This window comes from Methylocapsa sp. D3K7 (assembly GCF_029855125.1).
GTDB lineage: Bacteria > Pseudomonadota > Alphaproteobacteria > Rhizobiales > Beijerinckiaceae > Methylocapsa.
The window spans coordinates 2,107,920-2,124,699 of the sequence record NZ_CP123229.1; the positions used below are offsets into that span (position 1 = coordinate 2,107,920).

Genomic DNA, 16,780 nt, shown 5'->3' on the forward strand with positions numbered 1-16,780 from the left:
TTAATTCGCCCCGGGCGCCACGCCGGTACCACCCTTATAGTAAGTCTTCTCATCAAGTTCCTTTGCCGGACCGGCGAGATCCGCGCCGCCTGCCGTGACGAGGGCGCGATAGAGAATTCGCGCGTCGGCGGCTTCCTCTTCGACCCTGCGCCGGGGTATGCCATCGATATAGGTTTGCCGGTAGAGCGCGAGTTGTGCGCTTCCTTCAATTCCAGCTTGCCGCGCGATTTTGTCCCAATCCGCGTCCGAATGTGCGAGAATCTCCCTTGCTTCGCCGGCGATCTTCAGGAAACGGGCGAGCGCATCGGCGTGGGTTCCAGCAAAGCCTTCGTCAAAGACGTAGCCGACCATGGCGACCGGCCCCTTGGCGCCAAGCCGCTTTTCGATCTCCTCCATGTCAATGAGCCGCCGGAACCCGCGCGATTCGAGCGCCACGCAAAAGGTCCAGTAGTTCAATGTGGCGTCTGCCTCACCATTCACGGCTTTCTGGTAGAGCAAGGGAGGGGCGCCATAGATGACGGTTGCCTCGGAGGCGATATCGAAGTGCTGCTCTCGTGCAAAGGCCTGGAGCAACAACCAGCTTTTGTCCAAGGGACCGCCCGCGACCGCGATTTTTTTGCCTTGCAAATCAGTGAGAGCCTTGATCGGCGAAATGGTTTCGACCATGACCGCACCGAGAGCGGTCGAATAGGGGAAAAAGACAGGCCGTCCGCCGAGATTTCTTTGCCGCGCAACCCAAGGCCAGTCGCTGAGAATGATATCTACGGAGCCCCCCAGTAGGGCGACTTTCGAGGCTTCGGGCGCTGCAAGCTCTGTCACCTCGATCTCAAGTCCGGCTTTCTTGTCAAGCCCCCGCGCCTTGATGATTGAAAGCTCCCAGGCAAATGTTCCGGTTTTTTGCACCGCAAGACGAAGCCTGTCCGCCGCCTGAACGGCGGTGCTCGATAAAACTGCCAGCACAAGACAGAATACCGCTTGCCCAAGACAGTGGCTCAGGAGGGAGCCCCATCTGCCTTTGAAGGACGCCAAGGGTCTAGAATGGTCCGGGTTGTCATTTGCCATCGTCTCAGGATACATGCTTTATCGCGTCGGTCCAAAGAGGTGGTTCTTGGGCCATGGTTGCGGGCGATGGCGGGAGCGTGATCGAATGCCCCTCGCGCTTATAGGGAAGGAAACCGGATATGAAGCTTAAATATGTTTGTCTCGCCGCCGCGGCTGCCTGGGCCGGTTCCGTTGGCGTGGCTTTGGCGGGCGATGCCGCCGCTGGCGAAGAGATCTTCACACACAAATGCAAGGTCTGTCATCAGATCGGTGAAGGCGCCAAGAATTTCGTTGGACCCGAATTGAATGGGCTGATCGGGCGCAAGACAGGCTCCGTGGCCGATTACAATTATTCCGATGCGAATAAGGATTCCGGAATCACCTGGGACGAGGCCAAGCTCAAGACCTATCTCGCCAATCCTAAAGCCGTGATTCCAGGCACAAAAATGATTTTCGCCGGACTTCCCAAGGAAACCGATCAAGATAATCTTGTCGCTTATCTCGCCCAGTTCGGTGCCGACGGTAAGAAGAAATAAGAAATAGGCGTTATAAAATCTATGATCCCTCGCGCCCCTTGAGCATGCTGCGCGAGGGATCATAAGCAACGATCGCAGCGGTGAGAAAGACAGCTCCCGCGCCAAGCACCACCCCCAAGGCCAGAACATTGATCTGCTCGTAAAAGGCAAAGCGGATCAGCTCGACGGCATGGGTGAACGGATTGAGTTCACAAAAGAAGGCGAGCCACGGGCTGCCCTCCTTGACCCGCCACAAGGGGTAGAGCGCGGAAGAGGCGAAAAACATCGGGAAAATGACGAAATTCATGACCCCCGCAAAATTCTCCAATTGCTTGATGAGCGAAGAGAGCAACATACCCAGAGCCCCCAGCATGAGGCCCGCAAGGATAAGCGCGGGCAGCACGGTCAGATAGCCCCAGGGCGACGGCGGCTCGATCTCCCAGAAATAGGCAACGGCAAGAAACGCATAGACCTGGACAATGGATACGGCGGTACCCGCCACAAGCTTGGATGTCAGCAGAAACCAGCGCGGGAACGGACTTACGAGCAGACTGCGCATATTGCCCATCTCCCGGTCATAGACCATCGAGAGAGAGGATTGCATACCGCTGAAAAGCTCAATCATCGCAATGAGCCCTGGCGTGATATAAACATCGTAAAGCACATAAGTGTCGTAGGGCGGAATGATCGACACACCGAGCACCGAGCGAAATCCCGCAGCGAAGATGAACAGCCAAACGAGCGGCCGCACCAGCGCGGAAACAAACCGCTCCCTCTGGTGCCAAAACCGCAGCGCCTCGCGCCATACGATGCCGTTGAAACAGCGCGCATATTGAGCGGCGCCGAAGCCCTCGCCTCGCGGCTCCGCGATCACGACTGATCCCATGATGTCCCCTCGCCTTCGATCCCGGTCAGCTTTTTGAAGGCGGCGCCAATGTCCTGTACACCCGCGCGGGCGGCGATCTCCGAGGCTTTGCCGCGATCGAGAATCTTGCCTTCGTGTAGCAAAATAGCATCATCCGGTGGCTCGATCTCATCAATCAGATGGGTCGCCCAAAGCACCCCAATGTTTGTCCCCGCGACAAGGCTCCGGACATGCTTGAGAATATCCGCGCGGGCCTTGACATCCAATCCGACCGTCGGCTCGTCAAGCAAGAGCATGCGTGGGCGATGCAACAACGCGCGAGCAATCTCGACCCGCCGTATCTGACCGCCAGAAAGTGTACGCGCCTTATCGTTCGCGCGGCCTAACAGCCCAATTTGGCCGAGAACCTCCTCGGCACGTCGCTGCGTTTCCCGCGCTGGCATTCCGTGCAGTGCCGCGTGATAGGACAGATTTTGCTGGAGCGTCAGATCGAGATCGAGCGTCCGAGCCTGGAACACGACGCCAAGCCTGCGCAGGGCTTCGCCAGGCGCGTGGTTCACATCGAACCCGAAGATTCGCAGCGTGCCCCGCTGAGCCGCGTAAAGGCGGGTGACAAGACTAAACAGCGTGGTTTTGCCCGCGCCGTTGAGGCCGAGCAGGACGCAAAAACTGGCAGGCCTCACACGAAAGGAAACATTGTCGAGTGCCTTGCGCTTACCATAGCTATGGCTCACGCTTGCGACCTCCAATGCGGCGGAGATTTCGCCATTTGTGTCGCCGCTCGCGGCTTCCGGATCCGGCAGGCCAAGGCTCATTCGTTGGCGACCGCCACGCCCCAGGGAAAGGCTCCGACGGCGATCGATTTCAGCACTTTGAGGCTCCCCACGTCGATCACCGAAACATCGTTTGAAACGCCATTGGTGGTCAAAAGATATTTGGCATCCGGGGTGAATGCCATTTGCCAAACGCGCTGTCCAACGAGCAGATATTTCTCCACTTTTTTTGTCGCGGTGTCGATGACGGCAACCCGGTTGGCCGGACCAAGCGCCACGAATGCAAGTTTGCCATCGGGCGTAAATCGCAATCCTACCGGTTGGATCGCTTCTTTCGAGAGCCCCGCGACTTCGAAACTGATTTTCTGTTTGACCTTTGGACTGGCCGCATCGATCACGCTGACCGTGCCGCCGACCTCGGAAGTAACCCATAACTCCGCACCGTTTGGTGTGTATTGGGCGGCGCGCGGCCTCGCGTCAACAAGGACATTGGCGAATATTTTGCGTGTTTGCGTATCGATCAAATGCGCCATATTCGTCGTTTCCGACGTGTTGACGAGCACCTTGCCATCTGGGCTCAGCGCCATTCCCTCCGGTTCAACACCAACCGGAATTTCAACCACCGGCTTGCGTGTTGCAACATCGATCGCTGTGACCATATTGTCGTTTTCGTTCGAGATATAGAGGAGCTTGCCATCGGGGCTCAAGATCAATAGCTCAGGGTCAGGCCCCGACTGCAATGTTCCAATGATCGAGAGCGTCTTGGTGTCGAGAATCTGAATGAGATCATCATCGCCCGCGCAGATGTAAAGCTCGCTGCCATCCTTGTTCAGAGCAATCCCGCGCGGGCGATGACCCACCGGCACGGTCTTGGTGACCTCCAATTTATTGGTATCGATGATGGAGATCGAATTTCCCTTTTCATTGGAAACATAAGCCGTGAATGCAACGGCTGGAGCTGTCATCACCGCCAGCGCGAAGAGAGAGGCGGCAACGACGGCGAGCCCTGAATGTGTTGAAAACTTCATTGCAATTTACATTTCGTTTCGGGCTGATCGAAGCCGAGGGTATCGAGTTCAGAAGTTTGATGGAGAAATCCTTCTTGCGGCGAAATCGAGATAATCATGCGTCCATCGCCAAGCAGAATGGGCTGGCGTAATTGCTGGTTCCAGTGGCGCAAAGTTTGTTTTTGACCCTTGAAGGCGGCAATGGCGAACTCCGGCCCGGTCAGATAATCGCGAATGACTTTGGGATCGTTCGAGCCCGTGCGCGAGGCCGCCTCGCCGATCATCCGCATCGCCACCCAGGCATTGTTGTCGCGCGCGTTCATGCGCCGCGAAGCCAGCTTCATAAAGCGGTTTTGCAATTGGATCGCCCCCCATTGCTCATGAGTCCCATCCCAACTCACGGGTTTTAAGCCGGCCGAACCCGCAACCGGGCGCGCGTCCCATGTTCGGAACGGAAGATAATTCGCGAAGACCTCGCTTTCATCGGCGGCGACGAGGACATCATAGGCCGGTGCGTTTTGTGTCGCCACCGGAACAAGCCTTTGCGTCTGCACGCTTCCCGAATCGGAGCGGCGCCCACCCCCTGTATCCTCATAGACTCGCTCCTCGACGATCTTGGCACCGAATTTTTTCGCCGAATGCCGGAGTGCTTCGGCAAAGAGCTCATCTTGCGGGTGAGAGCCTTTCATCAGCAGCCAGCGCTTCCATTGCTTCCACACCAGATATTGCGCAAGCCCATCGGCGAGCATGGAGTAGCTTGGCGCAACGTGAAAGACATTGGCGCGGCAATTGTCCTCACGCAGCGAATCCTCGGGAGCGCTGGTATTGAAAATCAGGACTCCCTTATCCTTCGCCGCTCCGGCCAGCGCGAGAAGCGCCTCCGGCGGGAGGTCGGCAAGAACAAAGAAGACGCCTTTCGCGGCAAGGCTATTGAGTGCCGCCACCGGGTCATCGCCCGGCCGCAAGGAGACATCCTCGATACTGAACGTCTGGCCGAGAAAACTTCCAGTTGTGTTGTTGTCCTCGGTGGCAAGCTTCGCACCGGCGATACCATCGTCGGCGGCCGGAACGTCAAGGATCGAGACGGTCTCCAGCGTGTGCGGCGCGCGAATGAACCCCGCCTTGATGTCGATGTTGTCGGCCGCAGACGCCGGAAGCGGAAACGCCGCGAGCACGATCAAGCCCACGGTCATGAAGATCTTATTCCTTGTCTTGCCCAAGTTTTTTATCTTGCCCAAGCGAGAGTTCGGAAAGGCCAGCCAAGGTGTTGACGATAGAGAACATCGCCTGCTCGTCCGGGGTTTTGGCAATGAGCACTTCATGAATTTTGGCATCTAAAAGCGGCGCCGCCGCGTCATGCGAGATGCATACATGATTCAGCCGCTTGAGGTCGAGAGCCGCTTTCCGCGCAAGGCGAAGGAAAATTTCCGTGCTGCGCCGGGAATAATGCAAGACTGCCCCGATTTTTGCTGCCGCTGCAAGGTCCAGGGCGGCATCACTCAAGGACTCGGCGGGTTGCGCCGCATAGACTTCGACTGGCTCGATGCGGTGTCCTGCTCCGGTAAGGCTCTCCTCGAGATCGGGCTTGCGATCGCGTCCCGCGAGATAGACGAAACAGGCAGGAACCTTGCCAAGGGCGTCAATATTCGCGGCGAGGGTCTTGGCGTCTGGAGCGATCAGCGCCGGGCCTTCAAAGCTCCGCTCGCGGGCGACTTCCCGCGTTCGTTCGCCGACCAGGAACAACGGCAGCAGGCGGCGCGCCTCGGGCAACGGCCAATCCTCTGCCGCGGAGAACAATTCAAATGCCCGCGCGCTCGTCGCGATGACACCGTCGATGACGCCTGCCGGCCATATCCCTCCGGTGGGCACCATCTCCAGAACGGGCGACAACACCGCCTCATGTCCTTCGCGCGCTAGGCTCGCGGCTGTCCGCTTGGATTCCTCAAGGGAGCGAGTGAGGAGAATCAGCATGAGGTTTGCAATCCGTCACAGAATTCTGAAATCGGGTTGAGCCCGATCGCGTAGGGAGCAAGGCTACTGTACTTGAGTGGGGGACACGCAAGCAACTCTCACGGATGGGGCCGCGAAGCCTAACAGAAGCCTAACACATGATGAAGTTTGTCAGGCTGGCTTGCACGGAGGGCGGCCCGCGAATGAAAGCTCGGTGCAACCATAATCTCTATTGTAGGCCGGTCGCTTGCGCGTTGTGATCCTTCACCTGCCCCGAAACATCGCCAAAATATTTGATATCGTCCCCGAGTTTGGCTGTGGGCAGGCATTGCGGCGCGCAAGAATAGGATTGGCGGTCCAGCCCGCGCTGCACAAGAAAGGCATTCTTGCCGCTGACGACACGGATCAGCGATTGCGCCAATGGCCCCCCCGCGCCATCAAGCGCGATGAAATTGGTTTCGCCAAAACCCTTGCCGGTCACAACGATCGCGGCGCCCTGCTTCAAGAGCGTCAAGTCGGCGATCGCCGCGTTCCCGACAATCAGCGTCTCAGTTGCGGGAGGAACCTTCACGATGCGCGCCTGATCGATCGTCACGACCAAGATGTCTTCCATGGCCCGCAGGGGAGTTGCATGGCAGCAGATGGTAACGGCGATCAGAGCGAGCCAGTTGAACGATCGGGCCGCGACCGGAACGGCGGGAAATTGAGTCAAGCAGGAACGAGGAGCGCGTGAAGCCATGGATTGCGTTGTCTTGCTGATTCGCACGATGGACATTGGCAATTGGAGGCTTCTTGCGTAAAGGAACGCTAAAGCGGCGTAACCTGGCGACCTCCTTTCAGCAGAGTGTTTGCAAATCCCGTTAAGAATTAAGACTTGTCAAAAAGGGGCCCTCCGCTTTGCATCCGGTACTTCCCCCCGTCCCGTTTATGAACAGGTCGCAAGCAATTCAAACATACGCTTTTGGGTTTGCTTAAGTACGCGCAACAAAAAGGCAAAGATTGCAATCAGCCGGATTTAAAATTCCGGCGGGGTCCATTTGAGCGCAATTCGGCGAGGGCCGTTTCGCCGGCGATCGCCTTCGAGCCGATCGTCACCAAGGGTCTCGCCGTACCCGGCATGTAAACGTCCACCCGCGAGCCAAAACGGATCAGACCAATCCGGTCGCCCGCGCCAACGGCTTCGCCCTGACGGGCAAAACAAACGATCCGCCGCGCCACAAAACCGGCGATTTGGACGACACCGAACCGGCCACCTTCCGCCTCAATGACGAGTCCATTTCGCTCGTTGTTTTCGCTCGCCTTATCGAGGTCCGCATTGAGAAACAGGCCGGGCTTATAGGCTATCTTGGTCACCCGTCCGGCAATCGGAGCCCGGTTCACGTGGCAATCAAAGACCGACATGAAAACGGAAATCCGCTGCATCGGTTCCGTGCTGAGGCCAAGCTCCGGCGGCGGCGTGAAATAACCGACGGAGGAAACGACGCCATCGGCCGGCGACACCACAAGCGCGTCGTCAAGCGGCGTGTACCGGACAGGATCGCGAAAAAAATAAGCGCACCAGCCGGTCGCGATCGTGCCGATCCAGCCCAAGGGTCCGAAGAACGAACCGAGGATGAGGGTGGCAATGGCAAAACCCGCCACAAAAATATAGCCCTCCGGGTGAATGGGCGTCATTTGCTTGCGGATCGAATCGATCATCGACATAAGGCAATCCTAGATTGCGAGAAGAATGTGTCCAGCGTCCGGCCCTTGTCCGCCACCGCCACAACTATTTCAACGTATTTCGCGCCCCGGTGCATCAATGTCGCCCCTGATGGCGTTTATGGCAACGGTTCAGTCTTGCCAATATGCGTCCAAACTGGCAAGGTCCGGCCGCGAGATTGGATCATTGGGCTTATGCTGGCCGAGAACGCAAGCCAAGCTATGCCGCCGGTCCCCGCATGGAGGGTCGCATGGGTCTGTTCGACGGAATTCTGGGCGGCGTCATTGGCGTGGAAGGAGCTACACTCCTTAACAAGTTCATCGAAAACCAAGGCGGCTTGCAAAACATCGTCAGTCAATTCGAGAAGAATGGTTTTGGCGAGACCATGAAGTCTTGGATTTCGTTGGGTCCGAATTCTCCAATCACGACGGACCAGATACGTCAGGCGCTTGGCTCCGAAAAGGTGAAGGAGCTCGCGACCAAGCTGGGCCTTCCTGCCGACAAACTCGCCGAATTTCTGGCTCAACATTTGCCGGAAGCCGTCGACACGGCGACGCCCGACGGCAAACTCCCGTCATAACGCCGTTCCCACGCGCAATCATTGGCGCGTTATAGTCCGGCGGGCATCATGGGGTCCATGGGGTCTTCGTCCAGGGAAGCCTCCTCATCCGAGTCGGCGGTCTCTTCCGTCGATGCTTCCGTCTCGATCTTGATGCTGAGCCTGCCGCCTTCCTCGATCGCCGCTCGGCGCAAGGTTTCCTCGGCTTGTCGGACTTCGTTCTGGCGCTTCCACATCGCCGCATATAATCCGTTTTGCGCAAGAAGCGCGGCGTGGGCGCCGCGCTCGACGATTTTCCCCTTATCCAGCACAATGATTTCGTCGGCATTGACGATCGTCGACAACCTGTGCGCAATCACGAGTGTCGTCCTGCCCTTGGCGACGAGATCGAGCGCGTCCTGAATTTCGCGTTCGGTGAAAGAGTCGAGCGCCGAGGTCGCCTCGTCGAGAACGAGAATGGGGGGCGCCTTTAAAATCGTCCTGGCGATGGCGACGCGCTGCTTCTCGCCGCCGGATAGTTTCAATCCGCGTTCGCCGACTTGCGCCTCATAACCGCCGGGAGTCTGCTCGATGAAATGATCGATGCGTGCCAGCCGTGCCGCCTCCCGCACCTCGGCGTCGCTCGCATCGAAGCGGCCGTAGCGGATATTGTAGGCGATCGTGTCGTTGAAAAGAACCGTATCTTGCGGCACCATGCCAATCGCCGCGCGCAACGAGGCTTGGGTGACCCTCGAAATATCCTCGCCATCGATGGTGATGCGCCCCGACGAAGGCTCGTAGAACCGGAAAATCAACCTGGAAAGCGTCGATTTCCCGGCGCCGGAATGGCCAACAATCGCGACGGTCTTGCCGGCCGGCACATCAAAGCTCACATCCTCCAGGATCGCCCGGCGTGGGTCGTAATGGAACGACACATTATCGAACGAAAGGGTGCCATGCCTCACGGCAAGCGGCTTCGCCCCTGGCCGGTCGTCGATCTCTGGATGCTGGCCGAGAATGGCAAACATCAGCTCGATGTCGATCGTCGCCTGCCTGATTTCCCGATAGACGACACCCATGAAATTCAGCGGCTGATAGAGCTGCACCATCATCGCATTGATGAGGACGAAATCTCCGACCGTATTGGCACCACTTTTGATCCCGGCGATGCTCATCGCCATCGCCGCCGTCAACCCGCACGTAAAAATAACCGCCTGTCCCGCGTTGAGCCACGCAAGCGACGTGTAGGTTTTGACGCTCATCCGCTCATAGCGGGCGATGGATTTGTCGTAGCGCGCTTTCTCCCGTTCCTCGGCGGTGAAATATTTCACGGTTTCAAAATTGAGCAGGCTATCGATCGCCTTGGTATTGGCATCGGTGTCGCTCTCATTCATCGCGCGCCTAATGGCGATCCGCCAATTGGTCGCGGCGGCGGTGAAACCCATGTAGGCAAGGATCATCAAGGACACGACGGCGGCATAGCGCCAATCGAATTGATAAAGAAAGACCGCCAAGATCAGAACAAATTCGACGACGGTCGGAACCGCTGTCAGCATCGTCGTGCGGACGATTGTCTCGATCGAATTGCGGCCGCGTTCAAGGACGCGAGTCAGACCACCGGTTTTGCGCTCCAGGTGGAAGCGCAGCGAGAGGGAATGCAAATGTGCAAACACATCGCGCGCCAGGCGGCGTACCGCGTGCATCGCGACATCGGCAAAAGTCGCGTCACGAATTTGCGTCAGGAGCGCCATTGCGATGCGCAGGCCTCCATACAAAAGGGTGAATGCCAGCGGGCCCGCGATCACGTCCAAGAGGGGCGGGCGCCCCGCGCCGGTCAACGAGTCGGTCGCCCATTTGAACGAGTAGGGAACCGCGATCGTGACAATCTTCGCGGCAAGCAGCAAAGCCAGAGATACGTAGATACGAATGATCAAGTCGCGCCGCCCGGTTGGCCAAATGTAGGGCCAGAGCTTGCGAAGCATGGAGCCAGACGGCAGTTTCGGAGATGACTTGGTGGGGGACGCAAAAACGCCCGGTAAAAAAGAACGCGACATGTGCTCTCTAAGCATCATTTCATTCAACTGGCCATCCGTTCTGATAAATGAGGGCGGCTTGACAAAGTTGCAGGGATAACCCCCGCCTTGCGCCGGCAAACTTAGCAATGAGGCGCACTGCGCGTGTTAGCGGTGCTACTTGACCCGAGGCGGACACCGCGCCACAAGCACTCCATGTCATCAAAACAGATCGTCGCGGAGACCAGGTCCCGCCTGGTTCGTAATATTTGTGTCTATTGTGGCGCCGCCCAAGGTGCCGATCCTCTTTATGAAGCGGCAGCGCGAAAATTTGGCCAGACCTTAGCACAAAATGGTGTTGGCCTCGTCTATGGCGGCGGTGCCACCGGTCTCATGAGCGCCATTGCCAGTTCGGTTCTTGCCAACGGCGGCCAGGTCACGGGTGTCATTCCGGATTTCTTGGTGAATAGGGAGGGTATCCAGCCGGAAATTCAGGAATGCGTTGTCGTTGGCGACATGCATGAGCGCAAGCGTCAGATGTTTGAGCGAGCCGACGCTTTCGTCGCGCTTCCGGGCGGGATTGGCACCTTGGAAGAACTTGCCGAACAATTGACCTGGGTCCAGCTTGAGCGTCACACGAAGCCGGTGGTGATTGCCGACATCGGGGGTTTCTGGCAACCGTTGCTGCAGCTTTTCGCCCATATGCGCGAGCGGCGTTTTATTCAATCACCGTTCGAGGTTCGCTATCTTGTTGCCGAAAAGATCGAGGATATTCTGCCGATGATCGAGACCGCGGCGGCAAAGGCCGCGCTTCTCGGCCTGCGCAAGGAGACCGTCGATCCACGCTTTTAGAGGCGTGTTTCCAGGCGCTTTTACGGGCGGGAATGATATTATTCCTCAGCCATGATATCGAGGTTACTCGCAACATCCATTGATCGTGGTGAAACGTGACGTCTGGTCCCGAAATCCCCGATGTCATCCTCAAGGCAGACCCGGCCGAGCGCCTAGTGCAGCCGCGGCAACGGGCAGCGGAGAGGTTTGCTCTAATAGTCGCGGTGTGTGTGGTGATCCACGCGTTGCTGGTGGGCTCCCTTTTTCTCTCGGATTTCTACAGGGCCGACGAGCCTGCACACCCAGAAGAGATTCCGATTGAACTTGTCGCCCAGATGCCGCCGGAACCGCCGCCGGAACAAAAGACCCAGCCGGTTACGAAACCCCTACCGCCGCCAAAGCCCGATCTTATGACTCCGCCTCCCGTCAAGGCAAAGCCGCCGCCGGAAAAAGTGCAGCTCGACGACGTCCAAGTCGCGCATGACGCGCCGGTGTCGGGCAATGACGACAAAACCCACAAGGGAGAACCCGACCAGGAAACAAAGGCGCCGCGCGTCGCGCCGCCACCCAAGCTCGCGATCCCCGAACCTGCGCAAGACAAGCCGGAACAGGAAAAAGCAGCCACCAAATCTGACGAAAAACCCGCTGCCCCGGCGGCGCCAGCGGAGCCGCAAAAGCTCGCCGATGACAAACCCGATGCGGAGGCGCTCGAGAAGGCGCAGCCAGAGCCACCCGCCAAACCGCAGCCAAAACCAAAACAGCAGCCAGCCAGCAAGACTTTACCCGGCCAGGGCCAGAAGACGGTTGCGCAGCAACTCGCCGCCTTGGCTCCGGCGCCGTCCTATTCCTTCGGGTCATCCGCCAAATCGGCGCCGATCGGCGGCGGCCGCGAAAAAGCGAGCTATGAATCCTTGCTGATGGGGCTCATCAACCGGCAACTGCATCTTCCGGCCGAGGTCCGCGCCCGCCATTTGATCAGCATCGGACAAATCGGCCTCTTCGTGGATGAAATGGGCAATCTGACCCATCAGGCCCTGTATCGCGCCAGCGGCGACCCGGTTCTCGATACAGCATATCTCACGGCGGTGCGCCGCGCGGCGCCGTTTCCGGCCCCCCCAAGGGGCCTCCCACATGGGTTCATCCTGCAGTACTCGAACCAGAATTAGGAGGTAGCCGCAATTTACCGCGCGCCGGATTTCAAAAGCTTGTAGGTGATCGCGTCGGTTAGCGCCTGAAACGAGGCGTCGATAATGTTGGCTGAGACGCCAACCGTCGACCAGCTCTCGCCTGACCCATCGCGAAACTCGATCAGCACACGCGTCACCGCGTCCGTGCCGCCCTGAAAAATCCGGACCCGGAAATCGACGAGTTCGAGATCTTCAATAAAACGCTGATATTTGCCAAGATCCTTGCGCAAGGCGAGGTCCAGTGCATTGACCGGACCCTCCCCCTCGGCGGCTGAGATCAACGTCTCGCCATCGATCACCACCTTGACGACCGCCTCCGACACCGAGACGAGATCGCCTTGCGCGTTGTGGCGGCGTTCGACATCGACGCGAAAGCGCTCGACCTCGAAATAGTCCGGCACTTCACCCAGCATCCGGCGGGCAAGCAGCTCGAATGAGGCATCGGCACCCTCATAGGCATAGCCAAGAGCTTCCTTCTGCTTAACCTCGTCGAGCAGGCGCAAAACGCGAGGATCGCCCTTGTCGAGATTAACCCCGATCCGTTCGAGTTCGGCGAGGATATTCGACTTTCCTGCCTGGTCCGACACGAGCAGTCGACGCTTGTTGCCGACCTCTTCGGGCACGATATGTTCGTAGGTCTTCGGCTCCTTCATCACCGCCGAGGCATGGATCCCCGCCTTGGTCGCGAACGCCGAAGCGCCAACATAGGGCGCGTGCCGGTTGGGTGCGCGATTGAGCAATTCATCGAGTGTGTGACTGACCTTGGTCAGTGTCGCCAGCTTTTCGGGCTTTACGCCGATCTCGAAGTGTTCGGCAAAATCACGCTTCAACAAAAGCGTCGGGATCAGCGACACGAGATTGGCGTTGCCGCAGCGCTCGCCAAGCCCATTCAGCGTGCCTTGGATGTGCCGGGCGCCCGCCCGGACAGCAGCAAGGGAGTTTGCCACCGCATTGCCGGTGTCGTCATGCGCGTGAATGCCAAGGTGCGAGCCCGGCACATGCAACGCGGCCTCGCCGACGATGCGCTCAATTTCATGCGGCAAGGTTCCGCCATTGGTATCGCACAACACGATCCATCGCGCCCCCGCGCCGTGAGCCGTCTTTGCGACGTGCAGCGCGTAATCGCGGTTGGCCTTGAACCCGTCAAAGAAATGCTCGCAATCGAGAATCACCTCGCGGCCCGCGCCATGCGCCGCCGCGATCGACTGGCTTATATTTTCGAGATTTTCTTCGAGCGTGCATCCGAGCGCGACATGGACATGATAGTCCCACGCTTTGCCCACGAAAGTGATGACACCGGCTCCCGCCGCGAGAAGTCCCGCGATGCCCGGATCATTGGCGGCAGAACGGCCAGCTCTTTTGGTCATGCCGAAAGCCGCGAAGCGGGCGCTTGTGAGCTTCGGTGGCGCTGAGAAAAACTCCGTATCGAGCGGATTGGCGCCCGGATAGCCGCCCTCGATGTAATCGACCCCGAGGCCGTCGAGTAGCACCGCGATATGACGTTTGTCGGCGAGCGAAAAATCGACATCCGCCATCTGTGCGCCATCGCGCAAGGTCGTATCCAAAAGTGTCAGTTTTTCGCGCATTATGTCTGCCCCCGCGCGGGTTTTTGCGGCAATGTTTTTGTCATCCGCGTGTTGCCGAGCCATATACCATCAATCTCGATCGTGTTGCGATTCACCGCCTGATAGCCGCGCGCCTCGAATAAAGGTTTTGCGGTATCGCTGGCATTGGTCACGAGCGTTGCGGCGCCGCGCGCGGCGGCAAGTTTTTCGATCGCATCCACAAGGACGCTCGCGACGCCGGTGCGGGCGACTGCTGGATGGACGTAAAGCTGGTCAATGACACCGCCCTCCTGCAGCGAGATAAATCCCACCGGGCCGCCGCTGATCAGAGCGATGAGGGTCAATCCTTTGTCGAGAGTGCTTGCCAACGCCTCATCGTCATCGGCCGCCGAAGCCCAGGCCCGCCTCTGCGCCTCGTCATAATCCTCAACGGTCAATTCCTCGATAGCGGCAAAACGGATTTCGCTGAGAAGCGGGAGATCCGAGGCAAGGTAAGGCCGCAGCGTTGGTTTCGGGAAGGCGCTCGCGTTCATCGTTTAGGCTCCCACGTTGTGGTGCCGTCCTTATTATCTTTTAATACGATCCCCATTGCGTCGAGTTCAACGCGGATACGATCAGATTCAGCCCAGTTTTTATTTTTGCGTGCATTTTCGCGGGCAGCTATTAAGCGTTTGATATGATTCTCCGGCGGTCCTTCATTAGGGAAACTTATTTCGAGCCTGTCTCGGTCAAAGACGGGGGCATCGATCCCTAGTTTGATTATCTTTGCATCAAGTCCATGTTGCCGAATTTTGCTAAGATGCTCGTTTGCAGAGGATGCAATTCCGTTTGAGCTAAAATTCTTAAAATAACGCAATTCACTGAGCGCTGCGCTATATACACTGATCTTATCGTCGGGCACATAGGAAACAAAGCTATCGCTCAAAACATTGGGCTTATCGAGATTTTTTAGCCCGAGGAAGGCGGCGCTAACCGCGAAAGTGTCTGCTGCTTCATAAACGTTTTTTCTTGTAGATTCGGCCAATTCATGAAGTCGCGCGAAAGCCAACGGCGTATTCAGGTCGTCTTCGAGCGCCGACAATAATTGCTCATCAATTAGTGACCAATCTGGTTCATGGTAGCGCTCTTCAGATGCCATGCTCGTTATAACATCTGAGAACGAAAGTAGCTCCCTCCGGCTTCGTTCGAGTTCATCTGAACGCCAATCAGCCGGCTGGCGATAGTGAGTCTTCATCATATTGTAGCGAATGATCGTCCCAGAATACTGCCCCAACAGTTCGTGGATCGTTACGAAATTCCCCAGACTCTTCGACATCTTTTCGCCCTCGACCTGAAGGTGGCCGTTGTGCATCCAGACATTGGCCATGACGTCATGCCCGAAGGCCGAGCAGCTTTGCGCGAGTTCATTCTCGTGATGCGGAAATACCAGGTCGATGCCCCCCCCATGAATGTCGAAGACCTCGCCAAGATATTGCGAGCTCATTGCTGAGCACTCGATGTGCCAGCCAGGCCGCCCGCGCCCCCAAGGGCTCTCCCAACCCGGTTCATCCGAGCTTGAAGGCTTCCACAAGACAAAATCCATCGGGTTTCGTTTGTACGGCGCGACCTCGACCCGCGCCCCCGCGATCATCTCGTCCAGCGGCCGCTTCGAGAGTTTGCCGTAAGCCGGCATCGACGGCACATCGAACAGCACATGTCCATCAGCGACATAAGCATGCCCATTGGCGATCAGCTTCCCGATCATCGCGATCATCTGCGCGATATGATCGGTCGCACGCGGTTCGACCGTCGGTGGTAAGCAGCCGAGCGCGTTGACGTCCTCGTGAAAGATCGCTGTCATTTCGTCCGTCAGCACGCGGATATCGACGCCGCGCTCAGCCGCCCGTGCGTTGATCTTATCGTCAACGTCGGTGATGTTGCGGACATAGGTGACATGCTCCGCGCCATACTCGTGCCGGAGCAGACGGAACAGCATGTCGAAGACGATCAGCATGCGGCCGTTGCCGATATGCAAATGGTCGTACACCGTCGGACCGCAGGCGTAGAGGCGGACATTCGCGGCATCGATTGGCGCGAAAGGATCTTTCGAGCGCGTGAGCGTATTATAGAGCCGCAACGGCATGGGATCCCCTCGTGCCTGCTCTGGCCTGGGGCATCAAGAACGAACTCTTTAGGAGGACGCGACGGCTCCAGCCAGGGGCAAGGCTAGCCGATACAAATCAAAATCGAAAAAAAGGTCCGGCATGTGCCGGTCACGTGCGTCATCGCACAACTATGCGCGCGGAATGCAGTATTGGTCAAGCGAGACGTTATCGCTAGTGAGCCAAACCTCTGCCTTGCGGTTAACACAATTTTCAAGCACTTCGAGTCAAATACCGCCCTGTTCCCGCCAATTGTCGAGTTCCCCCATGTCCGCGTCAAATATTTCAGCTGATCCGTTAGGCATCTTCTCCAACCGCCGCAAATTATTCCGTTTTGTGCTATTTTCCCTCAGCGCAATTCTGGCCGCCATCGCCCTCTCCCTCCCGCTTCCATCGAAAGCCGACGGGAGCCGCACCTTGATCATTCCATCGGACGACGGCTACGGTTTCGAGGAGTGCCTCAAGACCGGATCGGAATGCGGCCTCATCGTGGCGGACGCCTGGTGCAAGGCGCACGGACTTGGCGCCCCCAAGAGCTTTGGACCGGAGACGGAAGCCACGCCTGACTCGGCACCGGGCGCCTATCACGTGATTTGCGGCGACAACGCCGTCAACTAAAGCCGTGCGGTCCGGAACGGCTGCCCCAACAGATT

17 protein-coding genes are annotated in these 16,780 nt (G+C 57.9%); 5 read left to right on the forward strand and 12 right to left on the reverse strand.

Annotation, left to right across the window (positions count from 1 at the left end; translation table 11 throughout):
- Positions 1-960: an ABC transporter substrate-binding protein gene (locus tag QEV83_RS09670; protein WP_280127545.1), complete on the reverse strand. Its 960-nt coding sequence runs from the start codon at positions 958-960 to the stop codon at positions 1-3.
- 221 nt (positions 961-1,181) lie between these two features.
- Between QEV83_RS09670 and QEV83_RS09675 the strand changes: the two genes are divergently transcribed.
- Positions 1,182-1,577, forward strand: a complete 396-nt coding sequence (locus QEV83_RS09675) for a cytochrome c family protein (protein ID WP_280127546.1) — start codon at positions 1,182-1,184, stop codon at positions 1,575-1,577.
- Between the two features lie 19 nt (positions 1,578-1,596).
- Here the strand turns inward: QEV83_RS09675 and QEV83_RS09680 are convergent, their stop codons facing one another.
- The 7 genes from QEV83_RS09680 to QEV83_RS09710 form a co-directional block, all read right to left on the reverse strand.
- Positions 1,597-2,442, reverse strand: coding sequence for an ABC transporter permease (locus tag QEV83_RS09680; protein ID WP_280127547.1), 846 nt, complete (start codon positions 2,440-2,442; stop codon positions 1,597-1,599).
- Positions 2,427-3,236 (reverse strand): ABC transporter ATP-binding protein, encoded by an 810-nt coding sequence (locus QEV83_RS09685; protein WP_280127548.1) that lies wholly within the window; start codon positions 3,234-3,236, stop codon positions 2,427-2,429. Before QEV83_RS09685 ends, QEV83_RS09680 begins: the two co-directional genes overlap by 16 nt.
- Complete coding sequence (locus QEV83_RS09690; RefSeq protein WP_280127549.1) at positions 3,233-4,222, reverse strand: YVTN family beta-propeller repeat protein; 990 nt, start codon at positions 4,220-4,222, stop codon at positions 3,233-3,235. Before QEV83_RS09690 ends, QEV83_RS09685 begins: the two co-directional genes overlap by 4 nt.
- The gene (locus QEV83_RS09695; RefSeq protein WP_280127550.1) at positions 4,219-5,394 is read right to left on the reverse strand and encodes an ABC transporter substrate-binding protein; all 1,176 of its coding nucleotides are present in this window, start codon (positions 5,392-5,394) and stop codon (positions 4,219-4,221) included. The genes QEV83_RS09690 and QEV83_RS09695 overlap by 4 nt, the downstream gene beginning before the upstream one ends.
- Before the next feature lie 7 nt (positions 5,395-5,401).
- Positions 5,402-6,172 (reverse strand): uroporphyrinogen-III synthase, encoded by a 771-nt coding sequence (locus tag QEV83_RS09700; RefSeq protein ID WP_280127551.1) that lies wholly within the window; start codon positions 6,170-6,172, stop codon positions 5,402-5,404.
- 208 nt (positions 6,173-6,380) lie between these two features.
- Complete coding sequence (locus QEV83_RS09705) at positions 6,381-6,890, reverse strand: pilus assembly protein N-terminal domain-containing protein (RefSeq protein ID WP_280127552.1); 510 nt, start codon at positions 6,888-6,890, stop codon at positions 6,381-6,383.
- Positions 6,891-7,156: 266 nt separating this feature from the next.
- Entirely contained in the window at positions 7,157-7,855 is a 699-nt protein-coding gene (locus QEV83_RS09710; RefSeq protein ID WP_280127553.1) for a phosphatidylserine decarboxylase, read from the reverse strand.
- Between the two features lie 248 nt (positions 7,856-8,103).
- On the opposite strand from QEV83_RS09710, the gene QEV83_RS09715 reads away from it, so the two are divergent.
- On the forward strand, positions 8,104-8,433 hold the full coding sequence (locus QEV83_RS09715) for a YidB family protein (RefSeq protein WP_280127554.1): 330 nt from the start codon (positions 8,104-8,106) through the stop codon (positions 8,431-8,433).
- Positions 8,434-8,462: 29 nt separating this feature from the next.
- Here the strand turns inward: QEV83_RS09715 and QEV83_RS09720 are convergent, their stop codons facing one another.
- A complete protein-coding gene (locus tag QEV83_RS09720) occupies positions 8,463-10,373 on the reverse strand; it encodes an ABC transporter ATP-binding protein/permease (protein ID WP_280131015.1) in 1,911 nt (636 codons plus the stop codon).
- 246 nt (positions 10,374-10,619) lie between these two features.
- Here QEV83_RS09720 and QEV83_RS09725 point away from each other — a divergent pair, with 246 nt between their 5' ends.
- Both QEV83_RS09725 and QEV83_RS09730 read left to right on the forward strand, forming a co-directional pair.
- Positions 10,620-11,255, forward strand: coding sequence for a TIGR00730 family Rossman fold protein (locus QEV83_RS09725; protein ID WP_280127555.1), 636 nt, complete (start codon positions 10,620-10,622; stop codon positions 11,253-11,255).
- Between the two features lie 95 nt (positions 11,256-11,350).
- Positions 11,351-12,400: an energy transducer TonB gene (locus QEV83_RS09730; protein ID WP_280127556.1), complete on the forward strand. Its 1,050-nt coding sequence runs from the start codon at positions 11,351-11,353 to the stop codon at positions 12,398-12,400.
- Positions 12,401-12,414: 14 nt separating this feature from the next.
- Here the strand turns inward: QEV83_RS09730 and cimA are convergent, their stop codons facing one another.
- From cimA to cysS, 3 genes are read right to left on the reverse strand one after another with little or no spacing between them, the layout of a single operon-like run.
- Positions 12,415-14,007 (reverse strand): citramalate synthase, encoded by a 1,593-nt coding sequence (gene cimA / locus QEV83_RS09735; protein WP_280127557.1) that lies wholly within the window; start codon positions 14,005-14,007, stop codon positions 12,415-12,417.
- The gene (locus QEV83_RS09740; RefSeq protein WP_280127558.1) at positions 14,007-14,519 is read right to left on the reverse strand and encodes a GNAT family N-acetyltransferase; all 513 of its coding nucleotides are present in this window, start codon (positions 14,517-14,519) and stop codon (positions 14,007-14,009) included. The genes cimA and QEV83_RS09740 overlap by 1 nt, the downstream gene beginning before the upstream one ends.
- Positions 14,516-16,108, reverse strand: a complete 1,593-nt coding sequence (gene cysS / locus QEV83_RS09745) for a cysteine--tRNA ligase (RefSeq protein ID WP_280127559.1) — start codon at positions 16,106-16,108, stop codon at positions 14,516-14,518. The genes QEV83_RS09740 and cysS overlap by 4 nt, the downstream gene beginning before the upstream one ends.
- A gap of 286 nt (positions 16,109-16,394) precedes the next feature.
- Here cysS and QEV83_RS09750 point away from each other — a divergent pair, with 286 nt between their 5' ends.
- Positions 16,395-16,745, forward strand: coding sequence for a hypothetical protein (locus tag QEV83_RS09750; RefSeq protein ID WP_280127560.1), 351 nt, complete (start codon positions 16,395-16,397; stop codon positions 16,743-16,745).
- Positions 16,746-16,780: the final 35 nt, after the last annotated feature.

What these genes read in the sequence shown, in the direction of transcription:
- QEV83_RS09675 (WP_280127546.1), top strand. Translation starts at nt 1,182, where the DNA reads ATGAAGCTTAAATATGTTTGTCTCGCCGCCGCGGCTGCCTGGGCCGGT.
- QEV83_RS09700 (WP_280127551.1), bottom strand. Translation starts at nt 6,172, where the DNA reads ATGCTGATTCTCCTCACTCGCTCCCTTGAGGAATCCAAGCGGACAGCC.
- QEV83_RS09705 (WP_280127552.1), bottom strand. Translation starts at nt 6,890, where the DNA reads ATGGCTTCACGCGCTCCTCGTTCCTGCTTGACTCAATTTCCCGCCGTT.
- QEV83_RS09740 (WP_280127558.1), bottom strand. Translation starts at nt 14,519, where the DNA reads ATGAACGCGAGCGCCTTCCCGAAACCAACGCTGCGGCCTTACCTTGCC.
- QEV83_RS09715 (WP_280127554.1), top strand. Translation starts at nt 8,104, where the DNA reads ATGGGTCTGTTCGACGGAATTCTGGGCGGCGTCATTGGCGTGGAAGGA.
- cysS (WP_280127559.1), bottom strand. Translation starts at nt 16,108, where the DNA reads ATGCCGTTGCGGCTCTATAATACGCTCACGCGCTCGAAAGATCCTTTC.
- QEV83_RS09690 (WP_280127549.1), bottom strand. Translation starts at nt 4,222, where the DNA reads ATGAAGTTTTCAACACATTCAGGGCTCGCCGTCGTTGCCGCCTCTCTC.
- cimA (WP_280127557.1), bottom strand. Translation starts at nt 14,007, where the DNA reads ATGCGCGAAAAACTGACACTTTTGGATACGACCTTGCGCGATGGCGCA.
- QEV83_RS09725 (WP_280127555.1), top strand. Translation starts at nt 10,620, where the DNA reads ATGTCATCAAAACAGATCGTCGCGGAGACCAGGTCCCGCCTGGTTCGT.
- QEV83_RS09710 (WP_280127553.1), bottom strand. Translation starts at nt 7,855, where the DNA reads ATGTCGATGATCGATTCGATCCGCAAGCAAATGACGCCCATTCACCCG.
- QEV83_RS09680 (WP_280127547.1), bottom strand. Translation starts at nt 2,442, where the DNA reads ATGGGATCAGTCGTGATCGCGGAGCCGCGAGGCGAGGGCTTCGGCGCC.
- QEV83_RS09750 (WP_280127560.1), top strand. Translation starts at nt 16,395, where the DNA reads ATGTCCGCGTCAAATATTTCAGCTGATCCGTTAGGCATCTTCTCCAAC.
- QEV83_RS09720 (WP_280131015.1), bottom strand. Translation starts at nt 10,373, where the DNA reads ATGCTTCGCAAGCTCTGGCCCTACATTTGGCCAACCGGGCGGCGCGAC.
- QEV83_RS09695 (WP_280127550.1), bottom strand. Translation starts at nt 5,394, where the DNA reads ATGACCGTGGGCTTGATCGTGCTCGCGGCGTTTCCGCTTCCGGCGTCT.
- QEV83_RS09685 (WP_280127548.1), bottom strand. Translation starts at nt 3,236, where the DNA reads ATGAGCCTTGGCCTGCCGGATCCGGAAGCCGCGAGCGGCGACACAAAT.